The 19,162-nt window shown below is 70.0% G+C and carries 16 protein-coding genes; 8 read left to right on the top strand and 8 right to left on the bottom strand.

Going from position 1 to position 19,162, the window contains the following annotated elements; translation table 11 throughout:
- Positions 1-6 precede the first annotated feature (6 nt).
- The 6 genes from rfbA to ACFU8V_RS08105 all read left to right on the top strand — a co-directional run bounded on the left by rfbA (position 7) and on the right by ACFU8V_RS08105 (position 6,746).
- Entirely contained in the window at positions 7-879 is an 873-nt protein-coding gene (gene rfbA / locus ACFU8V_RS08130; RefSeq protein ID WP_025103013.1) for a glucose-1-phosphate thymidylyltransferase RfbA, read from the top strand.
- Complete coding sequence (gene rfbB / locus ACFU8V_RS08125; protein WP_378870330.1) at positions 876-1,874, top strand: dTDP-glucose 4,6-dehydratase; 999 nt, start codon at positions 876-878, stop codon at positions 1,872-1,874. Before rfbA ends, rfbB begins: the two co-directional genes overlap by 4 nt.
- Positions 1,871-3,289 (top strand): bifunctional dTDP-4-dehydrorhamnose 3,5-epimerase family protein/NAD(P)-dependent oxidoreductase, encoded by a 1,419-nt coding sequence (locus ACFU8V_RS08120; protein ID WP_249521526.1) that lies wholly within the window; start codon positions 1,871-1,873, stop codon positions 3,287-3,289. Before rfbB ends, ACFU8V_RS08120 begins: the two co-directional genes overlap by 4 nt.
- Positions 3,290-3,368: 79 nt before the next feature.
- Positions 3,369-4,160 carry an NAD(P)-dependent oxidoreductase gene (locus tag ACFU8V_RS08115; RefSeq protein ID WP_025103010.1) on the top strand — a complete coding sequence of 264 codons (792 nt, stop codon included), beginning with the start codon at positions 3,369-3,371 and terminating at the stop codon, positions 4,158-4,160.
- Positions 4,161-4,162: 2 nt separating this feature from the next.
- Positions 4,163-4,867, top strand: coding sequence for a 2-C-methyl-D-erythritol 4-phosphate cytidylyltransferase (locus tag ACFU8V_RS08110; protein ID WP_025103009.1), 705 nt, complete (start codon positions 4,163-4,165; stop codon positions 4,865-4,867).
- 1 nt (position 4,868) lies between these two features.
- The gene (locus tag ACFU8V_RS08105) at positions 4,869-6,746 is read left to right on the top strand and encodes a glycosyltransferase (RefSeq protein WP_378870325.1); all 1,878 of its coding nucleotides are present in this window, start codon (positions 4,869-4,871) and stop codon (positions 6,744-6,746) included.
- A 19-nt stretch (positions 6,747-6,765) separates the two neighbouring features.
- On the opposite strand, the gene ACFU8V_RS08100 is transcribed toward ACFU8V_RS08105, so the two are convergent.
- The 6 genes from ACFU8V_RS08100 to ACFU8V_RS08075 all read right to left on the bottom strand — a co-directional run bounded on the left by ACFU8V_RS08100 (position 6,766) and on the right by ACFU8V_RS08075 (position 14,438).
- A complete protein-coding gene (locus tag ACFU8V_RS08100) occupies positions 6,766-7,008 on the bottom strand; it encodes a hypothetical protein (RefSeq protein ID WP_303708250.1) in 243 nt (80 codons plus the stop codon).
- Between the two features lie 4 nt (positions 7,009-7,012).
- Positions 7,013-8,608 carry a methyltransferase domain-containing protein gene (locus ACFU8V_RS08095; protein WP_303708251.1) on the bottom strand — a complete coding sequence of 532 codons (1,596 nt, stop codon included), beginning with the start codon at positions 8,606-8,608 and terminating at the stop codon, positions 7,013-7,015.
- Entirely contained in the window at positions 8,605-9,354 is a 750-nt protein-coding gene (locus ACFU8V_RS08090) for an ABC transporter ATP-binding protein (protein WP_303708252.1), read from the bottom strand. Before ACFU8V_RS08090 ends, ACFU8V_RS08095 begins: the two co-directional genes overlap by 4 nt.
- Positions 9,354-10,235, bottom strand: coding sequence for an ABC transporter permease (locus tag ACFU8V_RS08085; protein ID WP_303708253.1), 882 nt, complete (start codon positions 10,233-10,235; stop codon positions 9,354-9,356). Before ACFU8V_RS08085 ends, ACFU8V_RS08090 begins: the two co-directional genes overlap by 1 nt.
- 142 nt (positions 10,236-10,377) lie before the next feature.
- Positions 10,378-13,263, bottom strand: coding sequence for a hypothetical protein (locus ACFU8V_RS08080; RefSeq protein ID WP_378870319.1), 2,886 nt, complete (start codon positions 13,261-13,263; stop codon positions 10,378-10,380).
- 101 nt (positions 13,264-13,364) lie between these two features.
- On the bottom strand, positions 13,365-14,438 hold the full coding sequence (locus tag ACFU8V_RS08075; RefSeq protein WP_378870316.1) for a glycosyltransferase: 1,074 nt from the start codon (positions 14,436-14,438) through the stop codon (positions 13,365-13,367).
- 122 nt (positions 14,439-14,560) lie between these two features.
- On the opposite strand from ACFU8V_RS08075, the gene ACFU8V_RS08070 reads away from it, so the two are divergent.
- Together ACFU8V_RS08070 and ACFU8V_RS08065 are read left to right on the top strand one after the other, a co-directional pair.
- The gene (locus tag ACFU8V_RS08070) at positions 14,561-16,324 is read left to right on the top strand and encodes a DUF4012 domain-containing protein (protein WP_378870314.1); all 1,764 of its coding nucleotides are present in this window, start codon (positions 14,561-14,563) and stop codon (positions 16,322-16,324) included.
- A gap of 142 nt (positions 16,325-16,466) precedes the next feature.
- On the top strand, positions 16,467-17,036 hold the full coding sequence (locus ACFU8V_RS08065) for a hypothetical protein (RefSeq protein ID WP_025102999.1): 570 nt from the start codon (positions 16,467-16,469) through the stop codon (positions 17,034-17,036).
- A gap of 177 nt (positions 17,037-17,213) precedes the next feature.
- On the opposite strand, the gene ACFU8V_RS08060 is transcribed toward ACFU8V_RS08065, so the two are convergent.
- Positions 17,214-18,668: an LCP family protein gene (locus tag ACFU8V_RS08060; RefSeq protein WP_378870310.1), complete on the bottom strand. Its 1,455-nt coding sequence runs from the start codon at positions 18,666-18,668 to the stop codon at positions 17,214-17,216.
- Complete coding sequence (purE, locus tag ACFU8V_RS08055; protein WP_025102997.1) at positions 18,665-19,132, bottom strand: 5-(carboxyamino)imidazole ribonucleotide mutase; 468 nt, start codon at positions 19,130-19,132, stop codon at positions 18,665-18,667. The genes ACFU8V_RS08060 and purE overlap by 4 nt, the downstream gene beginning before the upstream one ends.
- Between the last annotated feature and the right edge of the window lie 30 nt (positions 19,133-19,162).

The raw sequence follows: 19,162 nt of genomic DNA, 5'->3' as shown, positions 1-19,162 counted from the left end.
AGAGGCGTGAAAGGCATCATTCTCGCCGGGGGCTCCGGCACGCGTCTGCACCCGATCACACTGGGGGTCTCGAAGCAGCTGATCCCGGTGTACGACAAGCCGATGGTCTACTACCCGCTGTCGACGCTGATGCTCGCCGGCATCCGCGACATCCTGGTGATCACCACCCCGCACGACGCCGCGCACTTCGAGCGGCTGCTGGGCGACGGATCGCAGTTCGGGATCAACCTGCAGTTCGCGCAGCAGCCGTCGCCGGACGGCCTCGCCCAGGCCTTCACCATCGGCGCGGACTTCATCGGCGACGACTCGGTCGCCCTGGTCCTCGGCGACAACCTGCTCTACGGCCCCGGCCTCGGGAGCCGCCTGCAGCGGTTCGAGGACATCGACGGCGGCGCGGTCTTCGCCTACTGGGTGGCGGAGCCCCAGGCCTACGGCGTGGTCGAGTTCGACGACGAGGGCCGCGCGGTGTCGCTCGAGGAGAAGCCCGCACAGCCCAAGAGCAACTACGCCGTCCCCGGTCTGTACTTCTACGACAACGACGTCGTCGAGATCGCCCGCAACCTGGAGCCGAGCGCTCGCGGCGAGTACGAGATCACCGACATCAACCGCGCCTATCTGGAGCGCGGCAAGCTGCAGGTCGAGGTCCTCCCGCGGGGCACCGCGTGGCTCGACACCGGCACGTTCGACCAGATGACGGACGCCGCGGAGTACGTGCGCACGATGGAACGACGCACCGCGCTGAAGATCGGCGTCCCCGAGGAGGTGGCGTGGCGCCAGGGCTTCCTGAGCGACGACGAACTGCGCGAGCGCGCCGAGAAGCTGGTCAAGTCGGGCTACGGGGTCTACCTGCTCGACATCCTGAAGAGAGGACACGCATGAGCCGTCTGCTCGTGACCGGAGGCGCCGGCTTCATCGGCTCCAACTTCGTCCACCACGTGGTGGCGCACACGGACCACCACGTGACCGTGCTCGACGCGCTCACCTACGCCGGCAACCGGCGCTCGCTGGAGGGTCTGCCCGAGGACCGGGTCACCTTCGTCGAGGGCGACATCACCGACGCCGCCCTCGTCGACCGGCTCTTCGCCGAGGCCGACGCGGTGGTCCACTATGCCGCGGAGTCGCACAACGACAACTCGCTGAACGACCCGCGTCCGTTCCTCGACACGAACATCGTCGGCACCTACACGCTGCTCGAGGCGGCGCGTCGCCACGATCGCCGTTTCCACCACATCTCGACGGACGAGGTGTACGGGGACCTCGAGGTGGACGACCCGGAGCGCTTCACCGAGTCGACGCCGTACAACCCGTCGTCGCCGTACTCCTCGACCAAGGCCGGCAGCGACCTCCTGGTCCGCGCCTGGGTCCGGTCGTTCGGCGTTCAGGCGACCATCTCGAACTGCTCCAACAACTACGGCCCGTACCAGCACGTGGAGAAGTTCATCCCCCGGCAGATCACGAACGTGCTCCGGGGCATCCGTCCGAAGCTCTACGGCGCCGGCGAGAACGTGCGCGACTGGATCCACGCGGACGACCACTCCTCCGCGGTCCTCACGATCCTGGACAAGGGCGCCATCGGCGAGACCTACCTGATCGGCGCGGACGGCGAGCGCAACAACAAGGACGTCGTGGAGCTCATCCTCACGATGATGGGGCAGCCCGCCGACGCCTACGACCACGTCACCGACCGCGCAGGCCACGACCTCCGCTACGCGATCGACTCCACGAAGCTGCGCACCGAGCTCGGCTGGCGTCCGCAGTTCTCCGACTTCGAGGCGGGCCTGTCGGCGACGATCGACTGGTACCGCGACAACGAGTCGTGGTGGGCGCCGAGCAAGGACGCCGTCGAGGCGTTCTACGCGGGCAAGGGCCAGTGAGCGCCGCGTTCGGGAAGAAGCTGGAGCGCATCGAGACCCCCATCCCGGGTCTCGTGGTGTTCGAGCTGCCCGTCCATGGGGACTCCCGCGGCTGGTTCAAGGAGAACTGGCAGCGCGAGAAGATGGTCGCCCTCGGTCTCGAGGACTTCGGCCCCGTGCAGAACAACATCTCCTTCAACGACGCCGTCGGCACCACCCGCGGCATCCACGCGGAGCCCTGGGACAAGTGGGTGTCGGTCGCGACCGGACGCATCTTCGGCGCCTGGGTCGACCTCCGTGAGGGCCCTTCGTTCGGCACGGTCTTCACGACCGAGCTCGACCCGTCGCGGGCCATCTTCGTGCCGCGCGGGGTCGGCAACTCGTACCAGACGCTCGAGCCGGACACCGCGTACACGTACCTCGTGAACGACCACTGGTCCCCCGACGCCTCGTACTCGTTCCTGAACCTGGCCGACGAGACGGCCGCCATCGCGTGGCCGATCCCGCTCTCCGAGGTGGAGATCTCGGAGAAGGACAAGGCCCACCCGCGCCTCGCGGACGTCACGCCGATCCCGCCGAAGAAGACGCTCGTCGTCGGTGCGGCCGGACAGCTCGGCCGAGCCCTGCGGGCCACGCTCGGGGAGGCACCGCACATCGAGTACGCGACGAGGGACGACCTCGACCTGCGCTCCGCGGACCTGTCCACGGCGCGCCGCTGGCGGGACTACGGCACGATCATCAACGCGGCGGCCTACACGGCGGTCGACAAGGCCGAGACCCCCGAGGGCCGGGCGGAGGCGTGGGCGTCGAACGTGACCGGTCTGGTCGCGCTCGCGACGATCGCCGCCGAGAACGACCTGACGCTGGTCCACGTCTCGAGCGACTACGTCTTCGACGGCAGCAAGGACGGCGCCTACACCGAGACCGACGCGGTCTGCCCGCTCGGCGTGTACGGGCAGACCAAGGCCGCGGCGGACGCGGTGGCCGCGACCGTTCCGCGCCACTACATCATCCGCACCTCCTGGGTGATCGGGGACGGCGGGAACTTCGTGCGCACGATGGCCTCGCTGGCCGAGCGCGGCATCGCCCCCAGCGTCGTCGCCGATCAGATCGGACGGCTCACCTTCACGGAGGACATCGCCCGCGCGATCGTCCACCTGCAGGAGGCCGCGGCGCCGTACGGCGTCTACAACGTGACCGGATCCGGCGAGCCCCGCTCCTGGGCGGACATCGCGCGGGACGTCTTCCGTCTGCGCGGCTCCGACCCCGCCGACGTCCGCGACGTGACGACCGCTGAGTACTTCGCCTCGGCCACCACGCCGGTCGCCCCGCGCCCGCACAACAGCGTCCTCGACCTGTCGAAGATCGAGGCCACCGGCTTCCGACCCGCCGATGCCGGGCAGTCGCTGGAGGCCTACCTCGCCGACCCGGCCTAGTCCGGCTCGTCGCCAGGCTGCGCTCGGGCGCGCCCCGTAGACTGGCAGGGCCGGATCCCGGCAGCAAAGAAGGGTCTTCATGCGGTCTGCTCTCATCGGTCACACGGGTTTCGTCGGCTCCAACCTGCTCGACGCGCACGGGTTCGACGACCTGTACAACTCGAAGAACATCGGCGACATCGCCGGCCGGGAGTACGACCTGGTGGTGAGCGCCGGCAACCGTGCCGACTCCTTCCGCATCAACAACGACGGACCCGCGGACCTCGCCGAGATCGATGAGCTCGTCGACACCGTGCTGCGCGCCCGCATCGGCAAGCTCGTGCTCATCTCGACGGTCTGCGTGTACCCGGAAGGCGGCGCACCGGACGAGGACACCCCGCTCTCGCCGGAGGGTCTCACCCCGTACGGAGCCAACCGTCTGCACCAGGAGCGGCGGTTCGCGGACGCCGTGGACACCACGATCGTCCGTCTCCCCCAGCTCTACGGGGCGCGGCTGAAGAAGGGCGTCGTCTACGACCTCGCGAACGACTACCGCGTCGAGCACATCCGTCCGGCGAACCGCTTCCAGCACTACGACGTCCGCGAGCTGTGGGGGCACATCGAGACCGCCCTCGCCCACGGGCTGGAGGCCGTCAACATCGCTACGCCGCCCCTCCCCAACGGGCGCCTGGCGGCGGAGGTCTTCGGACGCGACATCTCCGACCAGGTGCCTCCGGAGCCGGAGTCGCCGTTCGCGCGGATGTACACCCGGAACATGACCACCCGTCACGCGGACCTGCTCGGCGGAACCGACGGCTACCTCCTCACCGAAGAGGCGGAGCTCGCGGGGCTGCGCCGGTTCGCGAACGAACTGCAGCAAGAGAGGCACTGAGCGTGTACAAGGGCCATACCATCTCGGCGATCGTCACCTGCGCCGGCAAGGGCACCCGTTTCGGCAGCAACAAGCTGCTCGTGGAACTCGGCGGCATGACGGTGCTGGAGCGCACCGTCCGCGCCGTCGCCCTGCCGTTCATCGATGAGATCATCGTCACGATCAGCGCGGAGAACGAGCACACGTACCGTCGCATCCTCATCGACGAGGCGGACCTCCCGGTGACCCTCGTCGTCGGCGGCGAGGAGCGGCATCTGAGCGCGAAGAAGGGGCTCAAGGCCACCACCGGCGACATCATCCTCGTCCACGACGGCGTGCGCCCGTTCGTCACCGAGAAGCTCATCCGCGACGTGCTGGATGCGGCGATCGAGGACGGCGCCGCGATGCTCGGAACGCCCAGCACCGTCCAGGTGAAGCTCGTCGGCGACGACGGCTTCATCGAGGGATCGCTGGACCGCTCGCACTCCTGGCTCGGCCAGACGCCCCAGGCCTTCCGCCGCAAGCTGCTGAAGAAGTCCTACAAGCGCGCGGTGAAGTCGAACTACCAGCGGGTGAGCGACGACGCCGATCTCGTGCACGAGTTCATGGGCACCCCGTCCCGCATCCTCCTCGGCGATGTGAACAACATCAAGATCACCACCCCGCAGGACCTCGGCACGGCGCGGTTGATCGTCGACCGCCTGATCGCCGCCGAAGAGGACTCCTGAGATGGCCGCTCCCGCCCTCAAGGTCTCGGTGATCGTCGCGACCTATCGTTCGGGCGAGGGACTCGATCGCCTGATCGCCTCCCTCGACGCGCAGTCCCTGCCGACGGACGAGTGGGAGGCGATCTTCGTCGACGACGGGTCCCCCGACGACACGTTCGAGCGGCTCACCGAGATCGCGCGCTCGCGCCCGCACTTCCGGGTGACGCGGATCGAGAACTCCGGATGGCCCTGTCGACCCCGGAACACCGGCATCGACCTCGCCCGCGGTGAATACGTCGCCTTCATGGACCATGACGACGAGCTCTATCCGCGTGCCCTCCGCGACGGCCATGCGTACGCCCGCGCGCACGGCGCCGACGTCCTCAACGGCAAGGAGGCGCGCACCGACGACGCGGGCTGGGCGATCGACCAGTTCCCGGCCGACATGCCGCAGGTGCTGGGGCAGGGGCTCCCCTACGGCGCCCTCACCCCCACGAACCCGCACAAGCTCTACCGTCGCCAGCTCCTCGTCGACCACGACATCCGCTTCCGCGAGGGCGGCCGCGTGCTGTGGGAGGACATCTTCTTCAACGTCGCCGTGCTCGCCAAGGCCGAGGTCGTCTCGACGATGGCATCGACGCCGTACTACCACTGGTTCACGACCGCCGGCAGCGGATCGACCACGTTCCGTCGCGCCCGCGCCGAGTGGTGGTTCTGGCTGGGCGAGGTCATCGAGGCGATCGAGAGCGGGCTGGACGCTCCCGGGCTGGAGGACGAACGGCGCCTCCTCCTCGAGCACCAGTACCGCTCCCGCCTCATGGACGCGTTCAACGCGTACTACGTGGAGCGCGCGCCCGAGACGCGGAAGCTGATCTTCGAGCACGCGCACCGCCTCCAGGAGGAGCACTTCCCGGAGTCCGCCGACGACTGCCTGGACACGACCTGGCGACTGCGGGCGAAGCTGCTCCGCGCGGGCCACCCGCATGCGCTGGACCGGCTCATCCGCGAGGACCCGGTCCTCGGGCCGGTCCCCCGCGCCGAGGGGCTGCGTTGGGAGGGCGGCCGCCTGCACATCGGGTTCCGGGTCGAGTGGAAGGACGGGGAGGGACGGCGTCACGCACTGCGCACCGTCGACGGACGGGTCCGCAAGGTGCTCCCGGCGCCGTTCGCGCCCCTGTTCACCGACGACGAGCTCGACGTCACGGGCGAGGTCGAGGGCGCATTCGCAGCCGTCGGCGTCCGCTCGGAGGACACCAGGATCGGGTGGCTGGTGCCGAGCGAGAGCACCGTCTGGCGGCGGGACGACCCCGCGACGACCACGTTCGGTGTCGAGGGGTCAGCGACGGTCGATCCCTCGACGGCCGCGTTGGGCGCCCCGCTGGAAGGCCGTATCTGGGATCTCAGCGTCCGCAGCGTCCTCGGCACCATGAGACGTCAGCCGATGCTGCGTGGAGCCGTCGAGCCGGCAGTCTCCCTCACCCCCGCGGGGGTGCGAGCGGCCTACGCCGTCGGCGGAGACCGTATCGTGCTCGATCTCGACCCGCAGGACCTCGGCGCTCTCGTCCGCCCCACCGGCCGCATCGCCGTCCACGACGGCCGCACCGCCGTCGAGGTGTCGGTCGACGAACTCCCGTCCGAGATGCCGGGCATCCCGACGACCGTCCGCGTCGCCGGGCTCGGCGCTCCGACCCGGGGCCGGGGCCTGGCACGTCTGCGTCGCCCCCGGGCGACGGTGGCGTGGAGCGAGCGGCCCGCCCAACTCGTCGTCCGCGATGGCCGCGCCTGGCTCGAGATCGACGGCTCCGTTCCCGTCGACGTCCATCTGGGGGCACGTTTCCCCGGAGGCGGCTCCGTCTACCGGGTGACCGCCGCGTCGATCACGCCGCTCCGCCCGCGCTGAACGCGGGCGGAGCGGGGCGTCACTTCTGGATGAGCGGGTTGTCCTGGCGCAGACGCTCGAACACGGCGTCATAGAGCTCAACGACGCGTCGGTTGTCCTGGCGGATCTCGCGGATCTGCACCTCGAGGTCGGCGATGCGGGCCAGCAGATCCTCGGTGATGTCGACGGATGCGGGCGTGGGCTTGTCCGGGTCGAAGCGCTGGAGCTTGCCGTACGCCGTCGGGGCGATGAGCATCGCCAGCTTTCGCAGGATCTTCCTCATGGGATCACTCCTTGATCGTGGTCTCGCGCCGCACGGCGCGGGATGAGCCGTTGTCGCCGGCGAGGACGGGGCCCGGCACCCGGGTCAGACGCGCGGCGCGCACGGGGCGCAGCTGCCGGCCGTCACGCCGCCACCAGCGGCCCTTCGGCGTCAGGGCGAGCGGGTGTCCGACCAGCTCCCGCTCGAGCCACTCCTGCGGCAGGTGCCAGGTCGAGGGCTTGCCGTGCTCGTAGCGCCGACTCAGGGTCTCGTCCGAGATGACGTCCGCGAAGCCCCGCCCGCGGAGGACGAGGTCGAGGAAGAGGAACACGTTCTGCCGGTTCGTCTTCGTCAGCGCCTGCACGCTGTGGTGCGCGAAGACGAACCACTCCTCCCCTGTCCCCAGCATCCACGCGGCGAACTCGAAGACCGCCGCGCGGTCGTTGAGGTTGAGATAGCGGAAGTCGACCGCAGGATCCTGCGGGCCCGAGCGGGCCACGCGCAGGGCCTCATGGCTGTAGTCCACGCCGACCACTCGGTGACCCTGCGCCGCCAGCTCCCGGGTCCAGCGTCCGTCGCCGCAGCCGAGATCCAGGATGCGCGCGTTCGGCGGGACGTCGCGGAGGAACCGGCGGATCGAGCGTCGTGCGGGGGTGAAGCCCACCGGCTCGGTGTACTCGAGATAGTGCTTGTCCCAGTAGACCCGGCCGCGGTTGTAGACACCGAACCACGTCTCGAAGCGCCAACGCGTGGATTTGGGCGTGACGAACTTGAACGTGGGATCGGGGATGCGCCACCCCGGACCGTAGGCGTAGGACAGCCAGGCCGTCGGCTGTGCCGGCTCCGGCAGCTCCACGCCCTCGACTTCGCGGGGCCGGGTGGGGACGAGGTCTTCCGGAGTGACCTCGGGACCACGCAGCGCGAACGGCTGGCAGTAGAGCCCGTCGCGGAAGAACCCCGTGAAGATGTCGATGTAGTGATCGGGCTGGCCTTCGCTGTCGAAGAACTGCAGCTCGAGGTGGGTGAGGCTGTGGCGCACGATCGTGTAGCCGCGAGCCTGGAGCGCGCGCTCCATCCGGTAGGACTCGAGTCCGATGTCGGCGGGGTTGTCGGCGTGGCAGTAGAACGCGAGGTCGAGGTCGTCGTCGTGCGGCAGCAGTCCGCCGTCCCTGACGATCCCCAGCAGCGTCCCGCCGACGATGTACACCTCGTGTCCGTCGGCCTCCAGATCATCCACGATCCGGCGCCCGTTGGCGAGGAGGTCGCGCCCCACCATCCCGTCGCGCCCTTCGAGCACCGGCCCCAGGCGGTCCCATTTGGTCATGGCCAACCAGCGTCCGCGGGCGTCGGTGAGCGACAGCCGCTCACTGCTGCGGCCGAAGCGCACGTCGACGGCCTCGTCGATGCGGCGCCCGGTGACCGTGTCCAGGATCGTGACGGTGGTGACGCCCGACAGCCGGAGGGCGAGAGCCTTGGGCCATGGCAGGCTGATGACGCCGTCCACCGCGTACGGCACGCTCGCCGACCAGACGCGATGTCCGTCGAAGCGGACGTCGACGACCTTGGCATCCTCGAGCGTGAACGGGTCGAGGACGATGCGCTGGAGGTCGACGTCGATCATACGCCGAGCGCCTCCACGGCCTCGTCGATCGGCCCGTCGAAGATCTTCTTGCCCTTCTTGATAACCACGCCGCGCTGGCAGAGGTCCTTCACCATGTTGGTGTTATGGCTCACGACGAGCATGGTCACGCCCCGGGAGGTGAGCTCCTTGATCTTCGCGGAGCACTTCGCCCGGAACGGGGCGTCGCCCACCGACAGGACCTCGTCGACCAGCAGGATGTCGAGCTCCACATGGATCGCGACCGAGAAGGCCAGGCGCATGAACATTCCGGAGGAGTAGTGCTTGACCTCCTGATCGATGAACTCGCCGATCTCGGAGAACGCCACGATCTCGTCGAACCGCTCGTCGATCTCGCTCTCCGTCATCCCGAGGATGGCGGCGTTGAGGTAGACGTTCTCGCGGCCCGAGAGCTCGGGATGGAATCCGGCGCCCACCTCGATCAGCCCGGCGACCCGCCCCCGCGTGAGCACGCGGCCGGTGTCGGGCTCGAGCACGCCGGAGATGAGCTTCAGGGTGGTCGACTTTCCGGAGCCGTTCAGCCCCATGATGGCGACGGACTCCCCCTCGCCGACCTGGAAGCTGATGTCGTCGAGCGCGGTGAACTTGTCCGCGCGCACCTTCTTGCCGCGGATCCAGCCGACGAACGCCTCCTTGAAGGAGTGCGTGTTCCGCTTGAGGAACCGCTTGGAGACGTGGTCGACGACGATGCTGGGAACAGCGTGGGTCTGGGAGACGATCTGAGACATCACAGGTCCTGTGCAAAGGAGCGTTCGAAACGACGGAAGGTGATCTGCCCGATGACGAGCATCGCCAGGCAGATGAGGAGCGCGACGAGCAGCGCGGTGCCAAAGCCCGGCAGGATGCTGGGATCGGCGGCTCCCGCGGCCGGGGGCTCCGTGGTCCCGGCCCAGAAGCCCTGGTGGAAGAGCTCGACCGCCACGGTGAGCGGGTTCCAGGTGTAGACGGTGAACATCCACGGGTGATTCGCCAGGGCCTCCTGGACGAGGATCCAGCTGTACAGCACCGGAGAGGTCCAGGTGGAGAACATCTTGATGAGGTCGACGAAGTTCTGCGCGTCGCGGAAGCGCACGTTGAGAGCGCTGAAGAACAGGCCGAGCCCCAGCGCGAACAGAAGCACGATGACCACCGCGAGCAGGATGCCGGCGAGGCCGAGCAGCGTGGGCGTCCACCCGATCAGGAGGCAGACGACCAGGAGGATCGCCATCTGCGGGAGGAAGTGGATGAAGGCGATGATCGCGGACGCGACAGGGAAGAGCTCCCGTGGAAGGTAGATCTTCTTCACCAGAGCGCGGTTGTCGACGATCGAGGTGGTCGAGTTGCCGAAGGCCTCGTTGAACAGGTTCACGGCGACGACGCCGGAGAACAGGTAGACGGGGAAGTTCTCGATGTTGTGATTGAGCTTGAGGATCACGCCCATCACGAAGTAGTAGATGAGGAACTGCGCCGCGGGCTTGACGTACGACCACACCCAGCCGAGCACGGAGTTGCGGTAGCGAGTCGCGGTTCCCTTGCGCACCAGGAGGCGGAGGAGGTAGCGGCGTCGGAAGACATCGAGGATGCCCCTGCCCCGGCCGGGAACGTCGTAGTCGCTCAGGTCGAGGGGCATGCCAATCGTCAACTCATTCGCCCTTCCGTCGGGAACGCGGGACTCGGGCCCGCGACACATCCTCCCGAGTATATCGGACCGACCCGATCCGACCCTGAGCGTGGGCGGGGCGCGCCGCCTCCACCCACGCCGCAGGAGCGGGTCAGCCCTTCGGCATGCCGGCGATGGTGCGGGCGTCGAGGACGACGGCTCCCGTCGCCTTCTGGTCGGCGGCGAGGACGAGCTTTCCCCCGGACGGCGTGTAGATCGCACCACCCGGCGAGGTGAGGAGCAGCGTCGTGAGCGGTGCCGCGGTGCTCAGGGTCAACGTGGCGCAGGTCGCCGGCGAGAGCGCGAGCGGGGTGAATCCGCCCAGCGCACCGGGCGCGACCGGGCGGAGCGTTCCTCCCGCCCCCACATACGTCGTGGTCCCGCAGGTCACGAAGACGCCGACATCCGGGGTCCCTGCGATGGCACGCGTGGCCACGGCGGCCGGGGCGACGATCTGGTACCGCGCCTGCACGCCGAGGTCGGCGGCCACGCCCCAGTTCGGGATCCGCTGGCGCACCGCACCGTTGAGCAGAGTCACCGGCGATTCGTTCGACGCGCGGACCAGAGCGCCCTCGGTCGGCACGACGGCCGCCGGCAGACTCGCGAGGTACGCGGCGGAGACGCGCTTGATGTTCGGCGTCGTTCCCGCTGCGGCCCGCGTCACGCTCGCGTCATCGGGAAGCCGCAGGAAGCCGCCGCCCACCGCGACGACGGTGACCGCGCCGTCGTTCAGGAAGACCGGCGTCTCCGTGGCCGTGCCCGTCGTCCGCCCGGCGCAGACCTGCGACGTGAGGGCGGTCACCGTGTTCCCGCCGACCTGGGAAGCCGATACCGCGTGCAGCTTTCCCGACGCCGCGACGTACGTCGTGGAGCCGCAGGTGGCGAACGAGGTCAGAGGCGCGCGCTTGTCCATCCCCACCACGGCGTCCGGCCCCACGAGGGTGGAGCTTCCGGGGAGACCGTACTCGGCCGCCATCGCCCAGCTGGGCAGGTGGACGAGCGACTTCCCGTCGACGAGCCAGACCTCGGAGGTGCCGGACACCCGGATGAAGGTGGCAGCCGTCGGATAGGGCGACCCGATCGTGACGGCGGACCGGTAGGCGGCACCGGCTCCCAGGATCGTCGGGGCCACCTCACCGTTGATCGCCGTCCGCTGCGCGGCATCGGCCACGGCGCGGTACTGGCCGCTCACGAGGTGGAACACGTCCGTCGAACCGGCGAACCGCACGAAGACCGCCGTGCCGTTCACCTTCGTCCCCGTGAGGTTGAGCCGACCGCACGTGGTGGCGTCGAGCGGCACCGACCCGAACCCGGCCGGGACCGCACCGGACAGCGCACTGAGCTTGCCACCGGCGGCGGCGTACGACTTGCCTCCGCACTGCACGAAGGGCGCGAGCGGCGCTCCCACCTGGTAACCGTTGAGGTCCGCCGCCGCGATGTTCGTGCCGACCTTCGCCGGCAGCCCGATCTCCGCGGACAGCGCCCAGGACGGCAGATGGTGCAGCGACCCCGCGTCGTCCGCCAGCCAGACCTCCGGCTTGCCGGAGACCTTGACATACGTCGCCGGCGCGAAGCGCAGGCGCGTCTCGACGGTGCGCGCCTTCACCACGGCGGCGGGGATGACGGCGGCGTAGGGGGCGGTGCCGCCGTTACGGGCAGCGGCGGCGGCCGCGTCGTACATCGGAACGAGGGCGCTGCCGCTGAGCTGGTGCAGCCGTCCCCCGGCGGCGAGGCGGCCGAAGGAGGTCATCTCGGAGCCGGCCTTGAACTTGGTGAAGTGCGCGTTCGACATCGTCACCAGGGGATCCCCACAGGAGCCGCCCCAGGTGGCGACGAGACCGCAGCTGGCGAAACGGTGGGTCTGGGATCCCTGCAGCATCGCCACGACCCCGGTGCTGGCGTTCTTGACGTAGAACGATCCTCGCGCGCCCTCGCGGTATCCGGAGAGCGTGGCCGCCGTCGTCACGACCGGCGCACCGAAGACGGCCTTGTACTCGGGGTACGCCTCGGCGGTCAGGTGGTACCGGTTGGTCCCGGAGAGCAGCCACACGGCGGTGCCGACCTTGACGAGGCCCTGCATGGACGTGGGGTTCTGCGTGGATCCGAACCAGTCGGTGAAGTAGTTGTAGAAGTTGCGGTTGCCGTAGGCCGAGCACCCGTCACCGGTTCCGTACCCGGCCCGGAGCGCTGCGGCGTTGGGCTGGTACGGCGTGTAGTAGTACAGGGCCGACGTCGCCTTGTTGGCCACGTAGACGGGCGACGAACCGCACGAGCGGTTGGGGTTGTAGAGGATGTTCCAGGTGCGGCCCGGCGCATACCACTGGAACCACTTGCCCTCCATGTAGATCTGCATCTGCCGGGCGGCACCGTAGATCTGGTGGAAGAAGCCGATGAAGTTCGGGTCGCAGGGCGCGGTGTCCGGGCAGCCCTGACCCAGCGCGATCCGGTAGCGCCAGGCGCTCGGCCACGTGTGGGTGATCAGGCCCTGCTCCTTCTGGAGCATCACGATGAGCACCTGCGGGTTGATGTTGCAGGCCTGCGCGACGCGGTAGATGATCCGCGCCGCGGACTCGTTCGCCGCGCCCGAGTATCCGCTGCAGTACTGGTCGCCCGGGCGGGACACCGTGTTCATGCGGAAGTCCTTGAGACAGACGATCGGCTCGTTGTTCTCGTCCCGGCCGCCGAGGCACCGGGAGACCTTGCTGTTGAAGAAGCTCTGGATCTGCGCCTCGGTCATCGTGCTCTTGTTGGTGAACACGGCGTCGCTGATGATGTTGCCGGCGTTGAACCCGGCGAGCGTGCTCTTCGCTATGCCCGCGGTCACGGGGTCGCCCGAGATGCGGCCGGTGCTCGCGGAAGCGGGCACGGCGGTCGTGGCGGCGGAGGCCGCGGTGGCGGGGACCACCGTGCCGAGGACCAGGGCGGAGACGGCGAGGAAACAGGTGAGAAGGCGGGTGACCTTCGCGGTGTTTCGAGAGCGTGGGGCACGTCGAGACATGTGACCAGTGTGACGGAAGTTGCAGGATGATGCCACCGTTGCACGAAAAGGGCGACCTCTCGTCGGCGTGTCGCGCGTTTACGAAGCTGGCTCCCAGCCGCTCACAGCTCGGCGTGCAGGCTCCAGACGCGCTCCGCCGCGCTCGCCCAGGAGAACGCCCGCGAGCGATCGGCGGCGAGCACCCGGAGGCGCGCGGCTCCGTCTCCTGCGGCGTCCGCGACCGCATCAGGGAGCGCGTGCTCCTCGACCACCACACCGCCGTCCGCGATCACGTCGCGGTGGCACCCGGACTCGGTCGCCACGACGGGAACACCGAGGGTCATCGCCTCCACCGCCCGCCACGGCCACCCGGAGACGGCGTCGGTGGCGACGTACACCCGCGCGGCGGACAGCACCGCGGCCCGATCGGCGACATCGAGCGCGCCGCGGACATGCGCATGCCGCTCCGGCAGTCCGGCGGCGGCGGCGATCTCGGCGATGCGCGGCTCGCTCCCCTCCGCCGCGCCGATCACCACGGCATCGAGCCCCGCGGCGACGGCCCCGCGGAAGCCGGCGGCCAGACAGTCTTCCGGGCCGGACAGCACGAGGTAGTCCGCGGGGAGGCCGAGGTCGTCTCGGTGCGCGGGCGCGGCGGCGGGGACCACCAGATCCTGCGCGGGCGCGCCGGCGATCACGCGGACGCGGTCGCCGAGCTTCGCGAGCCCCGAGAGCTTCTCGGCCATCGAGTGGGAGGGCACGACAACGGCGTCCGCGTGCTTCACCGCGCGCCGCAGCATCCCCCGGTGCCAGGCGACCGCGCCGCGGGACAGCTGGGACGGCGCCTCCCACGCGCGCAGGTCCCACAGTGTGACCGTCGTCTGGTCGTTGTCGTGCACGCGGTCATGGCGGACCAGCGGGGCCAGCAGCGTCGGCGCGTGGATGAGACCGCCGCCGACGCCGGGAGCGATGCCGAGCTGCCAGGACGCCGCGAGCTCCCGCCGCCCGACCGCGAGCGTGCGCACCTCGCCGATCCCGCGGATCCCGACCTCCGCGCCCGCGGGCACGATCGCGTCGACCGTGCAGTTCGGCGGCGCCGTCTGGACGAGGCCGACGGCGAGATCGCGCGACGCCGACGCCTGGTCGGGATCGACGACATGCACGAGCTGATCCAGAACAACACGCAGCCGAGCACCCATGGGATCAGGCTAACCGCGCGACCCCGGCCCGGCGGGGAGCGCATCACCTTCCCGGGGCGGTACTCAGCGTTCCCACAGAATGAGGCTCTCGCCGGATGCCGCCGGCGTGCTTGAATGCCAGGGTGAGCGATGGTCGACTTCCCGTCCGGCGCCGGTGGATCGGGTGGACCATCGGCCTCCTCATCACGCTGCTCGTCCTGGCTCTCGGCTGGGTGGCCGTGCGCGGCATCGGGGCGGTGGACAACCTGCAGCAGATCTCGAAGGGGACGACGCAGCTCAAGCAGGCGATCGCCGCCGGCGATCTCGACGCCGCCGGGCCCATCGCCGGACGCATCTCCCACCACGCGGAGTCGGCCCGGTCTCTCACCGGGGACCCGATCTGGCAGGCGTTCGGCGTCCTCCCCTGGATCGGACCGAACTTCCGCGCGGTGAGCGAGGTCGCCGTGATCGCGGACGACGTCTCCACCGACGCGCTGGACCCGCTGCTCGACGTCGCCGACGCGGTCGACCTCTCCAGTCTCGGCTTCTCGGGCGGCGCGATCGACCTCGCCCCCTTCGCGGAGATCGAGGAACCGCTCGGCACGGCGAGCGCGGCTCTGACCTCGGCGGAGGACCGGGCGCGGCGGATCGACGCCGACGCCACACTCCCGCCCCTGGCCGACGCCGTCCGGGAGATGCGGGGCGCGGTCACCCAGGCCGCGACGGCCGTGGGCGCCCTGCACGGCGCCTCCGTGCTCCTGCCCACGATGCTGGGCGGCGACGGACCGCGCACCTACGTGCTCGCGATGCAGAACAATGCCGAGCTGCGGTCGTCGGGCGGGATCGTCGGCTCCATCGCGCTGCTGCGCGCCGAGAACGGCAGGATCACGCTGCAGCAGCAGGCCTCCACGCGCGACTTCCCCCCGCTGGACACCGCACTGCCCCTCAGCGACAGCACCGTCGCGCTCTTCGAGGACCGCCCGGGACGCTATCTGCAGAACATCACGAGCATCCCGGACTTCCGCGAGGCCGGCGAGACCATCGCCGCCCGGTGGGAGGGCCGGTTCGGTGGGAAGGTCGACGGCGTGATCGCCGTGGACGCACTGGTGGCGGCGCATCTCATGCGCGCCACCGGCGACCTGACATTCGGCCCCTTCACCGCGACGGCGGACACCGTGACCGACATCCTGCTCTCGGAGATCTACGCCGCGGTCCCCGATCCCGCCGTCCAGGACGACATCTTCGCGCAGGCCGCCGGTGGGCTCTTCGCGGCCGCGCTGTCGAACGCGAAGCCTCAGGACCTCGTCCGCGCTCTCGCGGACGCCGCGGGGGAAGGACGCATCCGGATCTGGAGCGCGCACGAGCCGGAGGAGGAGCTCCTTGCGGCGAGCGCCCTGGGCGGCACACTCCCCCAGGACGACGCCGACGCTGCGGCCGTGGGCGTGCTCTTCAACGACGGCACCGGCGGGAAGATGGACTACTACACCCGCGCGTCCATCGCGACGGCGGTGGGGACGTGCGCCGGGGCGCCGACGACGCAGGTGCGCGTGACCTGGACGAACACCGCACCCGCCGATGCCGCCACCTCCCTGCCGCCGTACGTCACGGGCGACGGCGTCTACGGGGTGCCCGCGGGGAGCGTGCGCACCCTGATCGCCGTCTACGGTCCCCAGGGCGCCCTGCCTTCGCACATCGATCGCGACGGCGCCGAGGAGGGCGTCCAGACGACGACCATCCGGGACCGGGCCGTCGTGCAGCACGAGGTGCTGCTCGCCCCGGGAGAGTCCACGACCATCACGGTGGAGTTCCAGGGCGAAGGCGCGGGAGAACGGCTGACGGAGGTGCGGCACACGCCGCTGATCGTCGATCCGGAGCTGACGCGCGACACCCTGCGGTGCGATTCGTGACATTCGCCGACGGATGAGGTACTGTCGTCTCACTGGGGAATTACCGGGGTCCGTGAACCTGCCGTGGGGGCAGAGGGCCTCGCGCAGTCGGATGCAGGGGTGTATCCGGAGGCGATTCCGCGTGAAATTCTGGGGAGAAATCATGCTGAAGAAACTGGCTGCCATCAGCCTTACCGCTGGCGCGCTCATCCTGGCCGCGCCGACCGTCGCCTCTGCCGCGCCGAGCGACTCGTACCCGTCTCCGCCGAGCGCGAAGGTGGGTGACGCGATCATCGACACCTGCGAGGTCTCGACCGTCGCGTTCGGCGCCGGGTTCTTCGAGCCGTCGGAGACCGTTGGCGTGTCCGTGTCCGGCCAGAACGCCGGCGCCGCCGCCATCTCGGGCAACACCGCCGCTTCCGACGGCAGCCTGACGGTGACGTTCCGCCCGCCGTCCGACGGACAGGGGGCCTACGCCCTGGACTTCGCCGGTTCGCGACCGTACACCGCCATGGTCACGGTCTCGCACGGGAACACGGCCGCATCGAGCTGCGACCACGATCCGGGGGTGGCCGCGCCGGCCGGCACCGAGCTTCCGCTCACCGGCGGGGGCATGGAACTCGCCCTCACCGGCGGATCGGTGTCGCCGTGGGTCCTCGGCGGTGGAGCGGTCGCTCTGGTCGCCGGTGGTGCCCTCGTCGCCGTCGGAGCCGCGCGCCGCAAGCGCGCCTGAGCCGCGCGCCGCACGCGCGCCTGAGCCTGGCTGCCGCCTCGTGCGGTGGTCGGCTGGACGACGGTGATCCCTCCCCCTCCGATCACCGTCGTCTGGCGAATCCGGTCATGAACCGGGCGCCCACGGGTGATGTTCCCGGGAACATCATCCGTGGGCTGCGTCATGCCCGCGGCAGTCTCACGGAGTGGGCGTCGGCGTCTCCGTCGGCGGGTGCAGCTTCTCCTGCATGAGCTCGTGGATGAAGTCGTAGTTCGGGTCGAACTCGTCGACACCGTTCTCGGGGGTGAGCTCGACGGTCTGGACCGGCTGCTCCTTCGCCTTGAGCATCAGATCGAAGAACTCCGGCAGCTTGCCCTGCGGGAGATCGGTGCTGATGAGCGCCGTCCCCGCGGCCGCCACCTCGTTGAACCGCGTGAGGACGGTCTGCGGAGTGAACTGGGCGAGGATCGCCTCCTGCAGCTCCCGCTGCCGCTTCATGCGGTCCCAGTCGCTGGTCGTGTAGCGCGAGCGGGCGTACCACTGCGCCGTGTCGCCGTCCATGTGCTGCGCCCCCGGCTCGATCCAGCCGATGGCCCACTCGTTGACGTCGGTCCCGGACCACCCGTCGGGCGGCCCACCCTTGGGCAGGCGCTCCGTGACCGTGATGTCGACACCGCCCAGAGCGTCGACGAGGTCGGCGAAGCCGTGCATGTCGACGAACACGTAGTACGGGATCTCGATGCCGAGCACCCCTTCCGCGGCGTCCTTGGTCGCCTCGATGCCGGGCGCAGAGCCGGCGGCGTCCGCCCCGGGGTAGAGCCCGGTCCCCTTGTCCTCGCGGCACACCTCGGCGGCATTCCGGACGTGGTTCATCCAGCCGTTCCAGCCGCAGGACGACGACGCGAAGCCCTGGAACCCGTCCGGATAGAGCTCCTGCATCGGGCTGCCGTCGCTGAACGGGGCGTGCGGGAGCTCGCGCGGGATGCCGGTGATGGTGACCGCGCCCGTCTCGGCGTTCACGGAGACCACGGAGATGCTGTCGAATCGCATCGAGTCGCGCCCGTCACCGCTGTCCGCACCGAGCAGCAGGATGTTGTAGTACCCGTCGCTCGGCGGCAGGCTCGGGCCGCTTTGCCCGAAGATGGCACCGACGCTGCCGCGCACGGAGCCCACCGCCGTCGCCGCGTACCCCGTGACGCCGCCGACCAGTCCCAGCAGGACGAGGGCGACGACGGGGAGCAGGAAGCGCGACGGGGCGGGGACCTTCACGAGCCGGACGAGTCGGAGCGTGTCGAAGGTGAGGACGACCCAGAGGACGACGACGCCGACGAGCAGCACCTGCACGAGTGTCAGGAGCGCGGCGGACACGAGGCCGCCGCCGATCGCGAGCCAGAGGAAGACGGGGCGCGCGAACAGCGCGAGGCCGAGGGCGACGATCGCGAGGACCCACGTGGTCAGGGTGACCCCGAGACCGAACCGCCCCAGACGGCGGTTCCCGGCCAGGACCTGGGCCGAGCCCGGGAGCAGGACGTTGAGCCCGACGAGCCACCAGGCGCGTTTCGACATGAGCCGGGCATCGCCGGAGTCGGGGTGCCGCAGCGGCCGCGTCTCGATGAGCGGGCGCCGCGTCGCGCGCGGGGGCGCAAGGGTCACAGCGAGCCCTTCAGCCGATCGTTCTTCTCCTCGACCTGCGCCTCGAGGTCGGCGGCGTAGGCCTCGACGCGGTCGGCGAGCTCGTCGTCCGCGGCACCGAGGATCCGGGCCGCGAGCAGACCGGCGTTGCGGGCGCCGCCGATGGAGACCGTCGCGACCGGGATCCCTGCGGGCATCTGCACGATCGAGAGGAGCGAGTCCATGCCGTCCAGGTACGCCAGCGGCACAGGCACCCCGACGACGGGCAGCGCTGTCATGGACGCGAGCATGCCGGGCAGATGGGCGGCACCGCCGGCGCCGGCGATGATGACGCGCAGCCCGCGGGACCGGGCCTCCCGTGCGTACGACATGAGCTTGTCCGGCGTGCGGTGGGCGGAGACCACCTCGACCTCGTGCGGGATCCCGAAGTCGGTGAGCGCCTGGGAGGCGTCGCTCATGACGCGCCAGTCGGAGTCGGATCCCATGACGACGCCGACCAACGGGGCGGCGGAGGA

This window comes from Microbacterium sp. NPDC057658 (assembly GCF_042799975.1).
Classification (GTDB): Bacteria; Actinomycetota; Actinomycetes; order Actinomycetales; family Microbacteriaceae; genus Microbacterium.
Note: the sequence above shows the minus strand (reverse complement) of the source record. Positions and strands in the feature narration are given on the sequence as shown.